The following is a 12,437-nucleotide window of genomic DNA, read 5'->3' on the forward strand; positions in this document are numbered from 1 at the left end:
GCTGCACTTGCTTGGGTTGAACCGTGGATGGGGAACCATGAACACTACTTTAAGTACCGCCTATAACTACAAGGTGGTCCGCCAATTCGCCATTATGACGGTGGTGTGGGGCATCGTCGGCATGGGGCTCGGGGTTTTTCTCGCGGCCCAATTGGTTTGGCCTGCGCTCAACTTCGATTTGCCCTGGACCAGCTTCGGCCGCCTGCGCCCTTTGCACACCAACGCGGTGATTTTCGCGTTCGGTGGCTGTGCGCTGTTCGCCAGCTCCTTTTACTCGGTGCAACGCACCTGCCAGACGCAGCTGTTCGCGCCGAAAGTCGCCGCGTTCTGCTTCTGGGGCTGGCAGCTTGTGATCCTGCTGGCCGCCATCAGCCTGCCACTGGGCTACACCAGCTCCAAGGAATACGCCGAGCTGGAATGGCCGATCGACATCCTGATCACCATCGTCTGGGTCGCCTACGCCATCGTGTTCTTCGGCACGATCATGAAACGCAAGACCAAGCACATCTATGTGGGCAACTGGTTCTTCGGCGCGTTCATCATCACCGTGGCCATTTTGCATATCGTCAATAACCTGGAAATCCCGGTCAGCCTGACCAAGTCCTACTCGCTGTACGGCGGTGCGACGGATGCCATGGTGCAGTGGTGGTATGGGCACAACGCGGTAGGCTTTTTCCTGACTGCGGGCTTCCTCGGCATGATGTACTACTTCGTGCCCAAACAGGCCGAGCGTCCGGTGTATTCCTATCGCTTGTCGATTGTGCACTTCTGGGCGCTGATCACCCTGTACATCTGGGCCGGTCCTCACCACTTGCACTACACCGCCTTGCCGGACTGGGCGCAGTCCCTGGGCATGGTGATGTCACTGGTGCTGCTGGCGCCAAGCTGGGGCGGCATGATCAACGGCATGATGACCCTCTCGGGTGCCTGGCATAAGTTGCGCAGCGACCCGATCCTGCGCTTCCTCGTCGTCTCCCTGGCCTTCTACGGCATGTCGACCTTCGAAGGCCCGATGATGGCGATCAAGACCGTCAACGCCCTCTCCCACTACACCGACTGGACCATCGGCCACGTACACGCCGGGGCGCTGGGCTGGGTGGCGATGATCTCCATCGGCGCGCTGTACCACATGATCCCGAAAGTCTTCGGTCGCGAGCAGATGTACAGCCTCGGCCTGATCAACGCGCACTTCTGGCTGGCCACCATCGGCACCGTGCTCTACATCGCCTCGATGTGGGTCAACGGCATCGCCCAGGGCCTGATGTGGCGTGCGGTCAACGAAGACGGCACCCTCACCTACTCCTTCGTCGAAACCCTGGTGGCCAGCCACCCAGGCTTCATCGTGCGTCTGGTGGGCGGTGCGATCTTCCTCAGCGGCATGTTCCTGATGGCTTACAACACATGGCGCACCGTGCGTTCGGCGCAACCTGCCGAAGTCACCGCTGCCGCGCAGATGGCCTGAGGAGTCGATGATGAAACACGAAACGATTGAAAAGAACGTCGGCCTGTTGATGCTGCTGATGGTGCTCGCCGTGAGCATCGGTGGCCTGACGCAGATCGTCCCGCTGTTCTTCCAGGACGTGACCAACAAACCGGTCGAAGGCATGAAGCCCTACACCGCGCTGCAACTGGAAGGCCGCGACATCTACATCCGCGAAGGCTGCGTGCAGTGCCACTCGCAGATGATCCGCCCGTTCCGCGCCGAGACCGAGCGCTACGGCCACTATTCGGTGGCCGGCGAAAGCGTGTGGGACCACCCGTTCTTGTGGGGCTCCAAGCGTACCGGGCCGGACCTGGCCCGCGTCGGCGCGCGCTACTCGGACGACTGGCACCGCGCTCACTTGTACAACCCGCGCAACGTGGTGCCAGAGTCGAAAATGCCGGCCTACCCCTGGCTGGTCACCGCCGCCGTCGACAGCAGCCACACCGAGACCAAGTTGAAAGTGATGCGCACCCTCGGCGTGCCGTACACCGACGACGACATCAATGGCGCAGTCGCCAGCCTCAAGGGCAAGACCGAGATGGACGCGCTGGTTTCCTACCTGCAAGTGCTCGGCACTGCCATCAAGAGCAAGAGGTGAGCCATGGGATTTGAATTCGATGCGGGCACCATCCGCGGCCTGGGTACGCTGGTGGTTGCCATCGCCTTTATCGGCCTGTCGCTGTGGGTATTCAACAACCGCCGCAATGCGGAATTCGAGCAGGCCCGCCTGCTGCCGTTTGCCGATGAACCTTCCCCACCCGACGCTCAAGCAGAGCCAGCCACAAGGAGCACTCGGCCATGACTACGTTCTGGAGTACATGGATCTGCGTATTGACCCTGGGCAGCCTGATCGGCCTGACCTGGCTGTTGGTCGGCACCCGCAAGGGCGAGACCAAGGGCAGCGTCGACCAGACCATGGGCCACGCCTTCGACGGTATCGAGGAATACGACAACCCGCTGCCCCAGTGGTGGTTCATGTTGTTCGCCGGCACCCTGGTGTTTGCCGTCGGCTACCTGATCCTCTACCCGGGCCTGGGCAACTGGAAAGGCGTACTGCCGGGCTATGAAGACGGCTGGACCCAGACCAAGGAATGGGACAAGGAAATGGCCAAGGCCGACGCCAGGTTCGGGCCGATCTTCGCCAAGTTCGCGGCCATGCCGGTGGAAGAAGTCGCCAAGGACCCGCAAGCGTTGAAGATGGGCGGTCGCCTGTTTGCCTCCAACTGTGCGGTGTGCCACGGCTCGGACGCCAAGGGCGCCTACGGCTTCCCCAACCTGGCCGACAACAACTGGCGCTGGGGCGGTTCGGCCGAGGCCATCAAGGCCACCATCCTGAACGGTCGCCACGCGGCGATGCCGGCCTGGGGTGAAGTGCTGGGCGAGGACGGGGTGAAGAACGTCGCCGCCTATGTGCGTCACGACCTGGCCAAGCTGCCGTTGCCCGCCGACAACACCGCCGACCTGGCCGCCGGCCAAGCCGCCTTCAGCACCACTTGCGTGGCGTGCCATGGTCCGCAAGGTCACGGCGTGGAAGCCATGGGTGCGCCCAACCTGACCGAGCCTGCCGGCTTTATCTACGGCACCAGCCTGGCGCAGTTGCAGCAGACCATCCGCCATGGTCGCCAGGGCCAGATGCCGGCCCAGGACGTGCTGCAAGGCAATGACAAGGTGCACCTGCTGGCGGCTTACGTGTACAGCCTGTCCCATAACGCTGAAGGCGCAACGCCAGACAGCCAACCGCAGTAAAAGCTCTACCTGTGGCGAGGGAGCTTGCTCCCGCTGGAGTGCGAAGCGCTCCCACGATTTTGGGGCCGCTGCGCAGCCCAACGGGAGCAAGCTCCCTCGCCACAGGCATAAGTCGCGACCAAGTGTCGCACCCCTTCCAAACCCAACTTTCCCCTCCTCCTATTCGGGTCTACGCTTGTTCCCACAGTGGAGCAATTCTGGCGTAGGCGACGGTATCCGTTGCGCCCCCTAAAATTCCTGTCCACTTGATCAGCTTTCTATTTCGGTCTTTATCCTTACACCAAACATGGAAAGGGCGCAGAATCTGGCGTGGAACGTATTGATACAGGTCAGCCATTGCGTTGCAATGGCCCCTCGGTTTCTACATACTTGCGGCCGATTTTACCTATAAAAAAACCTAAACCGTGGAACCTTAGAATGAGCACAGCAATCAGTCCGACTGCTTATAACTATAAGGTAGTCCGCCAGTTCGCCATCATGACGGTGGTCTGGGGGATCCTTGGCATGGGGCTCGGGGTGTTCATCGCCTCGCAACTGGTCTGGCCGCAATTGAATTTCGACCTGCCCTGGACGACTTTCGGCCGCCTGCGCCCACTGCACACCAACCTGGTGATCTTCGCCTTCGGCGGATGTGCACTGTTTGCCACCTCCTACTATGTCGTGCAGCGCACCTGCCAGACGCGACTGATCTCCGATGGCCTCGCCGCCTTCACCTTCTGGGGCTGGCAAGCGGTCATCGTCGGCGCCATCATCAGCCTGCCCCTGGGCTACACCACCACCAAGGAATACGCCGAGCTGGAATGGCCGATCGCCATTTTGCTTGCCATCGTGTGGGTGACCTACGGCCTGGTGTTCTTCGGCACCATCGTCAAGCGCAAGACCAAGCACATCTACGTGGGCAACTGGTTCTACGGGGCCTTTATCGTGGTCACGGCGATGCTGCACATCGTCAACCACGCCTCCCTGCCGGTGAACCTGTTCAAGTCCTATTCGGCCTATTCCGGCGCAACGGACGCGATGATCCAGTGGTGGTATGGCCACAACGCCGTAGGCTTCTTCCTCACCACCGGTTTCCTGGGGATGATGTACTACTTCGTGCCCAAGCAGGCCGAGCGCCCGATCTACTCTTATCGCCTGTCCATCGTGCACTTCTGGGCGCTGATCACCCTGTACATCTGGGCCGGCCCTCACCACTTGCACTACACCGCCTTGCCGGACTGGGCACAGTCCCTGGGCATGGCGATGTCGATCATCCTGCTGGCGCCAAGCTGGGGCGGCATGATCAACGGCATGATGACCCTCTCGGGCGCCTGGCATAAGCTGCGCACCGACCCGATCCTGCGGTTTCTGGTGGTGTCCCTGGCGTTCTACGGCATGTCGACCTTTGAAGGTCCGATGATGGCGATCAAGACCGTCAACTCGCTGTCCCACTACACCGACTGGACCATCGGCCATGTACACGCCGGGGCGCTGGGCTGGGTGGCGATGATCTCCATCGGCGCGCTGTACCACATGATCCCCAAACTGTTCGGCCGCGTGCAGATGCACAGCGTCGGGCTGATCAACGCGCACTTCTGGCTGGCCACTATCGGCACCGTGCTCTACATCGCCTCGATGTGGGTCAACGGCATCACCCAGGGCCTGATGTGGCGTGCGATCAACGATGACGGCACCCTCACCTACTCCTTCGTCGAAGCGCTGCAAGCCAGCCACCCGGGCTTTATCGTACGTGCCCTGGGCGGTGCGTTCTTTGCCAGCGGCATGCTGTTGATGGCCTACAACGTCTGGCGCACCGTACGTGCCAGCGACCCTGTAGAAGCCGAAGCCGCCGCCAAGATCGCCGTTGTGGGAGCTCACTGATGAAGCATGAAGTAGTCGAGAAGAACATCGGCCTGCTGGCCTTCTTCATGGTCATCGCCGTGAGCATCGGCGGCCTGACCCAAATTGTCCCGCTGTTTTTCCAGGACGTGACCAACAAGCCGGTCGAAGGCATGAAGCCGCGCACCGCCCTTGAACTGGAAGGCCGCGACGTCTACATCGCCAACGGTTGCGTGGGCTGCCACTCGCAGATGATCCGCCCGTTCCGCGCCGAAACCGAACGCTACGGCCACTACTCGGTCGCCGGTGAAAGCGTGTGGGACCACCCGTTCCTGTGGGGCTCCAAACGCACCGGCCCGGACCTGGCCCGTGTGGGTGGGCGTTACTCCGATGACTGGCAGCGTGCGCACCTGTACAACCCGCGCAACGTGGTGCCTGAGTCGAAAATGCCGGCGTACCCGTTCCTCGTGGAAAACAAGCTCGACGGCAAGGACACCGCGAAGAAGATGGAAGTCTTGCGCACCCTGGGCGTGCCCTACACCGACGAAGACATCGCCGGTGCGGCCGCCGCCGTGAAGGGCAAGACCGAAATGGACGCATTGGTGGCCTACCTGCAAGGCCTTGGCACCATCATCAAAAGCAAACGGTGACCTTCATGGATATCGGGATGATTCGTGGCCTGGGCACCGTTGTGGTGATGGTGGCCTTTATCGGCCTGGCGTTGTGGGTGTTCAGCCCACGGCGCAAGTCGGAGTTTGACGACGCGACCATGCTGCCCTTCGCAGATGACCCCGAAGCCATCAAGCACGTCGAGCAAGCTTCTAGGAGTAACAAAGAATGACTACGTTCTGGAGTCTGTACGTCACAGTCCTCAGTCTGGGTACCATCTTCGCCCTGACCTGGCTGCTGCTGTCGACCCGCAAGGGCCAGCGCACCGAACAGACGGACGAGACCGTCGGCCACTCGTTCGACGGCATCGAGGAGTACGACAACCCGCTGCCCAAGTGGTGGTTCATGCTGTTTGTCGGCACCATCGTCTTCGCCCTTGGTTACCTGGTGCTCTACCCTGGCCTGGGCAACTGGAAGGGCCTGCTACCAGGCTACAACTACCTCGACAACGACAAGCAAACCCCGTTCGCCAACGGCCAGACCGGCTGGACCGGCGTGCACGAATGGGAAAAGGAAATGGCCAGGTCGGAGGCCAAGTTCGGGCCGATCTTCGCCAAATTCGCGTCGATGCCCATTGAAGAAGTCGCCAAGGACCCGCAAGCCTTGAAGATGGGCGGTCGGCTGTTTGCCTCCAACTGCTCGGTGTGCCACGGCTCCGACGCCAAGGGCGCCTACGGTTTCCCCAACCTGACCGACGCCGACTGGCGCTGGGGTGGCGAACCCAACACCATCAAGGAAACCATCATGAAGGGCCGCCACGCGGTGATGCCAGGCTGGGCCGAAGTCATCGGCGAGCAAGGCGTGGCTGACGTAGCAGGCTTTGTGGTGACCCAGCTCGATGGCCGCAAACTGCCGGAAGGCGCCAAGGCCGATGTGGCCAACGGTGAAAAACTCTTCGCCGCCAACTGCGTGGCCTGCCACGGCCCGGCCGGTAAAGGCACCCCAGCCATGGGCGCACCCGACCTGACGCATCCGGGTGCGTTCATCTACGGCTCAAGCTTTGCGCAACTGCAGCAGACCATCCGTTACGGCCGCCAGGGCCAGATGCCGGCGCAGGAGCAGTTGCAGGGCAATGACAAGGTGCATTTGCTGGCGGCGTATGTGTATAGCTTGTCTCATGGGGATAAGAAGGCTGAGGAGCAGTAAGACCTCTGAAACAATGGAGCCCCGCGCAGCGAATGCTGGCGGGGCTTTTTTGTTTCAACTGCGAACCTTCCAAAGCCAAATCTACCGTTCGTAGCCTCAACCTTGCCGCACGCATTCGCAAGGTAGTAACGTAACTACATTAAGTCCAGCGAAGGGGGACCCACCCCATGACCATCACGACCATCTCCAGCCGCGAATTCAATCAAGACACAAGTGGTGCCAAAAAAGCCGCCCGCAAAGGGCCGGTTTTTATCACTGATCGCGGCAAGCCTGCCCATGTACTGCTAAGCATTGAGGACTACCAGAAGCTGACAGGTCTGAACGCCGACATCGTTGATCTTTTGGTGATGCCGGAAGCGGCCGATATCGACTTCGAAACTGAACGTGCCGTGATCATTCATCGCCCCGTGGACTTTTCTTGATGTATTTACTCGACACGAATGTGATCTCTGAACTGCGTAAACCTCAGGCTGATGCGAATGTCGTGGCGTGGGCAAAAAGTGTGGTGGCGCCACGTATGTTTATTTCGGCGATCACGCTGAAGGAATTGGAAACCGGAGTCCTGCGAATTGAGCGGCGAGACCCGGCGCAGGGGAAGGTGTTGAGAGCCTGGCTCAAGCGTCATGTGATGCCCGCCTTTGATGCCAGAATCCTGCCCGTCGATGCAGCAGTCGCGTTGCGTTGCGCACACTTGCATGTACCCGACCGAGCCAACGAAAGTGATTCATTGATTGCCGCTACCGCGCTGGTTCATGGGCTCACCGTCGTCACGCGCAACATCAGCGACTTCCAATCGAGCGGCGTTGCACTGATCAATCCATGGGACGAATGACCGGCTTACCGACAAAAACCGTCCATACTTGCCAAGTCAATTGATCCAGGTCACGTACACCATCAATTGATTTCCCCCAACGCGACCAAAGGTCGCACCCTTTGCGCACCATCGGGGGCGTATCATTAGGCCACTGCAACACCCTTAATTTGACCCCGGCTGGCACGTACTGGCCGAGGCAAATCTCCACCGCCGTGGGATGCAATGATGAGCGACCAGATACCGGTACATGACGTTACCCCGCCTGCCAAGACCGTCGACCTCTACGCTTCGCGTGAGAAGATCTACACCCGCGCCTTCACTGGCTTGTTCCGCAACTTGCGCATGGTCGGCGGTGCCGCTCTGTTCCTGTTGTACTTCGGCACGGTGTGGCTGAACTGGGGCGGTCACCAGGCGGTGTGGTGGAACCTGCCGGAGCGTAAATTCTTTATTTTCGGCGCAACGTTCTGGCCCCAGGATTTCATCCTGCTATCGGGCATTCTCATTGTCGCGGCATTTGGCCTGTTCTTTATCACCGTATACGCCGGGCGCGTGTGGTGCGGCTATACCTGCCCACAAAGCGTGTGGACGTGGATCTTCATGTGGTGCGAAAAGGTCACCGAAGGCGACCGCAACCAACGCATCAAGCTCGACAAGGCGCCCATGAGCGCCAACAAATTCCTGCGCAAGTTCAGCAAGCACAGCCTGTGGCTGCTGATCGGCTTTGCCACCGGCATCACCTTCGTCGGCTACTTCTCGCCGATTCGCGAACTGGTGTTCGACTTTTTCACTGGCCAGGCCGATGGCTGGTCGTATTTCTGGGTGGGTTTCTTCACCCTCGCCACCTACGGCAACGCCGGCTGGCTGCGTGAGCAGGTGTGCATCTACATGTGCCCCTATGCGCGCTTCCAGAGCGTGATGTTCGACAAGGACACCTTGATCGTGTCCTATGACCCCCGCCGTGGCGAAGTGCGTGGCCCACGTAAAAAGGGTACCGACTACAAGGCCCAGGGCCTGGGCGACTGCATCGACTGCACGATGTGCGTGCAGGTGTGCCCTACCGGTATCGATATCCGCGACGGGCTGCAAATCGAGTGCATCGGTTGCGCCGCCTGTATCGATGCCTGCGACAACATCATGGACAAGATGGAGTACCCACGCGGCCTGATCAGCTACACCACCGAACACAACCTTTCGGGGCAGAAAACCCATAAGCTGCGCCCGCGCCTGATCGGTTACGCGCTGGTATTGCTGGCGATGATCAGCCTGTTGGTGGCCGCCTTCTTCATGCGCTCTCTGGTAGGTTTCGACGTCAGCAAGGACCGCGTGCTGTATCGCGAGAATGCCGAAGGGCGCATCGAAAACGTCTACAGCCTGAAGATCATGAACAAAGACCAGCGCGACCACACCTACGTGCTCGACGCCGCTGGCCTGCCGGACCTCAAGCTGCAAGGCCGGCGCGAAATCAAAGTGGCCGCCGGCGATATCGTCAGCATGCCGGTGGAGTTGTCGAGTGCGCCGGAGCAGTTGCCGTCGAGCACCAACGAGGTGACCTTCATCCTCGAAGACGCCGATGACACCAGCGTCCATATTGAAGCCAAGAGCCGATTCATCGGCCCACAAGTCCGTTAACAGGGAACATACGCATGCCCGCAACTACTGCCGCCAGCCCTTGGTACAAGCACCTCTGGCCCTGGATCATCATCGCGATTCTGGCCTGCTCGGTGACCCTGACCTTGTCCATGGTGACCATCGCAGTGAACAACCCGGACAACCTGGTCAACGACAACTACTACGAGGCCGGCAAAGGCATCAACCGTTCCCTGGACCGCGAACGCCTGGCCCAGACCCTGCAACTGCGCGGCAAGCTGCACCTGGACGAACTGACCGGCGAGGTCGAGCTGCAACTGACTGGCTACAGCAATCCAGATACCCTGGAGCTGAACCTGATCTCCCCGACCCAGCCAGAGAAGGATCGCAAGATCAACCTCACCCGCAGCGACAGCGAGCCCGGCCGCTACATCGGCCAGGTCACCGACAAGGTCGAAGGTCGCCGTTTCGTGGAACTGCTTGGCGTGGAAGGCGGCAACACCTGGCGCCTGTTCGAAGAAGAAGAGGTCAGCCATGACAAGGATTTGTTGCTGGGTGACGAACCGTTGCAGGGCGCCGAGGACCTGAGAAAATAAACAACCTGCGCTCCGCGCTTCGCGAGCAAGCCCGCTTCCACAAGGACACCGCGTGCCCCTGTGGGAGCGGGCTTGCCCGCGAAGAGGCCCTCCCAGCCACCAAAGACCTCGAACCATGACCACCCCCTGCTACCATTGCGCCCTACCCGTCCCCTCCGGAAGCCGGTTCACCGCCCAGATCCTCGGCGAACGCCGCGAACTCTGCTGCCCGGGCTGCCAGGCCGTGGCCGAGGCGATAGTGGCCGGCGGGCTGGAAAGCTATTACCAACACCGCAGCGAAGCCTCGGCCAACCCCGAGGCGCTGCCCGTGCAGTTGGTGGACGAGCTGGCGCTGTACGACCGCCCCGATGTGCAAAAACCCTTTGTCCGCCATCAAGGCGACCTGGCCGAAACCACCCTGCTGATGGAAGGCATCAGTTGCGCCGCCTGCGGCTGGTTGATCGAGAAACACCTGCGCAGCCTGCCCGCCGTGGCCGAAGCGCGATTGAACCTGTCCAACCACCGCCTGCACGTGCGCTGGGCCGATGGGCAATTGCCGTTGAGCCAACTGCTCAGCGAGCTGCGCCATATCGGTTACGCCGCCCACCCTTACCAGGCCGACCGCGCCGCCGAACAATTGGCCAGCGAGAATCGCCTGGCCCTGCGACAACTGGGGGTCGCCGGCTTGCTGTGGTTCCAGGCCATGATGGCAACCATGGCCACTTGGCCGGAATTCAATATCGACCTGAGCCCGGAACTGCACGTCATCCTGCGCTGGGTCGCGATGTTTCTGACCACGCCCATCGTGTTCTACAGCTGCGCGCCCTTCTTCAAAGGCGCCCTGCGTGACCTGCGCACGCGCCACCTGACCATGGACGTGTCGGTGTCCCTGGCGATTGGCGGCGCGTACCTGGCCGGCATCTGGACGGCGATCACTGGCGTAGGCGAGTTGTATTTCGATGCCGTGGGCATGTTTGCCCTATTCCTGCTGGCCGGACGCTACCTTGAGCGCCGCGCCCGGGAGCGTACTGCCGCAGCCACCGCCCAACTGGTCAACCTGTTGCCCGCCTCCTGCCTGCGCCTCAAGGACGACGGCCAGAGCGAACGCATCCTGCTCAGTGAACTGGCAGTGGGTGAGCGTGTACTGGTGCATCCCGGCGCGGTGCTGCCGGCGGATGGCGTGATTCTCGACGGCCAATCCAGCATCGATGAATCCCTGCTGACCGGCGAGTACCTGCCGCAACCTCGGCGCACGGGTGACAGCGTCACGGCCGGTACGCTGAATGTCGAAGGCGCGCTGACCGTCCAAGTACGCGCCCTGGGGCATGACACGCGCCTGTCCGCCATCGTGCGCCTGCTGGAGCGCGCCCAGGCCGAGAAGCCGCGCCTGGCGCAGATCGCCGACCGCGCTGCGCAGTGGTTCTTGTTGTGCTCGCTGATCGCCGCCGCACTGATCGGCCTGCTGTGGTGGGAGCTGGACCCCACACGGGCGTTCTGGATTGTGCTGGCGATGCTGGTGGCGACCTGTCCGTGCGCCCTGTCGCTGGCCACGCCCACCGCCCTTACCGCCGCCACCGGCACCTTGCACAGTCTCGGGTTACTGCTGACCCGCGGCCATGTGCTGGAGGGCCTGAACCAGATTGATACGGTGATTTTCGACAAGACCGGCACCCTCACCGAAGGGCGCCTGGCGTTGCGCGCCATCCGGCCCCTCGGCGCGCTGGACAGCGACCAATGCCTGGGCCTTGCCGCCGCCCTGGAGAACCGCTCCGAACACCCGATTGCCCGTGCCTTCGGCCGTGCGCCGCTGGCCGCCGATGAAGTGCTGAGCACGCAAGGCCTGGGCCTGGAGGGTCGTGTGGGAGAACGTCTGTTGCGCATCGGCCAGCCGGGTTTTGTCTGTGAACTCAGTGGCTGCGCGATTCCCGCCTCGCCGGACGAAGCCGGGCAATGGCTGCTGCTGGGCGACCGCAGCGGGGCGCTGGCCTGGTTCGTACTCGACGACCGTCTGCGCAGCGACGCCCCCGCCTTGCTGGCCGCATGCAAGGCGCGGGGCTGGCGCACGCTGTTGCTCTCCGGCGACAGTTCGCCGATGGTAGCCAGTGTCGCCTCTGAGCTGGGTATCGACGAAGCGCACGGCAGCCTGCGCCCTGACGACAAGCTGCAGGTACTGCAAAACCTGCACAAGGAAGGTCGCAAAGTGCTGATGCTGGGCGATGGGGTCAATGATGTGCCGGTGTTGGCTGCTGCCGATATCAGTGTGGCGATGGGCTCGGCCACCGACCTGGCGAAAACCAGCGCCGATGCGGTGCTGTTGTCCAACCGCCTGGATGCGCTGGTGCAGGCCTTCAGCCTCGCGCGGCGCACCCGCCGAGTGATCATCGAGAACCTGTTGTGGGCCGGGTTGTACAATGGCCTTATGCTGCCGTTCGCCGCCCTGGGTTGGATCACTCCGATCTGGGCGGCCATCGGCATGTCCCTCAGTTCGTTGACCGTGGTACTCAACGCGTTGCGCCTGACTCGCCTGCCGAGCGCGCAAGCCCCGGGTACCGCCCCAGCAACCCGCCCGCTGCCGGCCTGAGCCGCGTGGGCATGGAGT

The 12,437-nt window shown here is 61.7% G+C and carries 13 protein-coding genes; all 13 read left to right on the forward strand.

The genetic code is table 11. The features are described from left to right. The first annotated feature begins 37 nt into the window (after positions 1-37). On the forward strand, positions 38-1,462 hold the full coding sequence (ccoN, locus tag GIV35_RS17175; RefSeq protein WP_034128402.1) for a cytochrome-c oxidase, cbb3-type subunit I: 1,425 nt from the start codon (positions 38-40) through the stop codon (positions 1,460-1,462). A 10-nt stretch (positions 1,463-1,472) separates the two neighbouring features. After that, positions 1,473-2,081, forward strand: a complete 609-nt coding sequence (gene ccoO / locus GIV35_RS17180; RefSeq protein WP_003193159.1) for a cytochrome-c oxidase, cbb3-type subunit II — start codon at positions 1,473-1,475, stop codon at positions 2,079-2,081. A gap of 3 nt (positions 2,082-2,084) precedes the next feature. Next, entirely contained in the window at positions 2,085-2,285 is a 201-nt protein-coding gene (locus GIV35_RS17185) for a cbb3-type cytochrome oxidase subunit 3 (RefSeq protein WP_003193161.1), read from the forward strand. Further along, complete coding sequence (gene ccoP, locus GIV35_RS17190) at positions 2,282-3,229, forward strand: cytochrome-c oxidase, cbb3-type subunit III (protein WP_054897851.1); 948 nt, start codon at positions 2,282-2,284, stop codon at positions 3,227-3,229. The genes GIV35_RS17185 and ccoP (GIV35_RS17190) overlap by 4 nt, the downstream gene beginning before the upstream one ends. A gap of 417 nt (positions 3,230-3,646) precedes the next feature. Then, positions 3,647-5,089: a cytochrome-c oxidase, cbb3-type subunit I gene (ccoN, locus tag GIV35_RS17195; protein ID WP_014719443.1), complete on the forward strand. Its 1,443-nt coding sequence runs from the start codon at positions 3,647-3,649 to the stop codon at positions 5,087-5,089. Beyond that, positions 5,089-5,697, forward strand: coding sequence for a cytochrome-c oxidase, cbb3-type subunit II (ccoO, locus tag GIV35_RS17200; RefSeq protein ID WP_003193167.1), 609 nt, complete (start codon positions 5,089-5,091; stop codon positions 5,695-5,697). The genes ccoN (GIV35_RS17195) and ccoO (GIV35_RS17200) overlap by 1 nt, the downstream gene beginning before the upstream one ends. 5 nt (positions 5,698-5,702) lie before the next feature. Continuing rightward, the gene (locus GIV35_RS17205) at positions 5,703-5,888 is read left to right on the forward strand and encodes a CcoQ/FixQ family Cbb3-type cytochrome c oxidase assembly chaperone (protein ID WP_003193169.1); all 186 of its coding nucleotides are present in this window, start codon (positions 5,703-5,705) and stop codon (positions 5,886-5,888) included. Next, a complete protein-coding gene (ccoP, locus tag GIV35_RS17210) occupies positions 5,885-6,862 on the forward strand; it encodes a cytochrome-c oxidase, cbb3-type subunit III (protein WP_014719444.1) in 978 nt (325 codons plus the stop codon). Before GIV35_RS17205 ends, ccoP (GIV35_RS17210) begins: the two co-directional genes overlap by 4 nt. Positions 6,863-7,029: 167 nt before the next feature. Next, positions 7,030-7,284, forward strand: coding sequence for a type II toxin-antitoxin system Phd/YefM family antitoxin (locus GIV35_RS17215; protein ID WP_034128400.1), 255 nt, complete (start codon positions 7,030-7,032; stop codon positions 7,282-7,284). Next, the gene (locus tag GIV35_RS17220) at positions 7,284-7,694 is read left to right on the forward strand and encodes a type II toxin-antitoxin system VapC family toxin (protein WP_034128399.1); all 411 of its coding nucleotides are present in this window, start codon (positions 7,284-7,286) and stop codon (positions 7,692-7,694) included. Before GIV35_RS17215 ends, GIV35_RS17220 begins: the two co-directional genes overlap by 1 nt. A 207-nt stretch (positions 7,695-7,901) precedes the next feature. After that, entirely contained in the window at positions 7,902-9,305 is a 1,404-nt protein-coding gene (gene ccoG / locus GIV35_RS17225) for a cytochrome c oxidase accessory protein CcoG (protein WP_034128398.1), read from the forward strand. A 14-nt stretch (positions 9,306-9,319) separates the two neighbouring features. Continuing rightward, positions 9,320-9,859: a FixH family protein gene (locus GIV35_RS17230; protein WP_105227735.1), complete on the forward strand. Its 540-nt coding sequence runs from the start codon at positions 9,320-9,322 to the stop codon at positions 9,857-9,859. A gap of 115 nt (positions 9,860-9,974) precedes the next feature. Continuing rightward, a complete protein-coding gene (locus GIV35_RS17235) occupies positions 9,975-12,419 on the forward strand; it encodes a heavy metal translocating P-type ATPase (protein ID WP_105227737.1) in 2,445 nt (814 codons plus the stop codon). Positions 12,420-12,437 lie beyond the last annotated feature (18 nt).

The sequence above is a fragment of the Pseudomonas sp. PA-1-6B genome (assembly GCF_021609545.1).
Lineage (GTDB): Bacteria > Pseudomonadota > Gammaproteobacteria > Pseudomonadales > Pseudomonadaceae > Aquipseudomonas > Aquipseudomonas fluorescens_BV.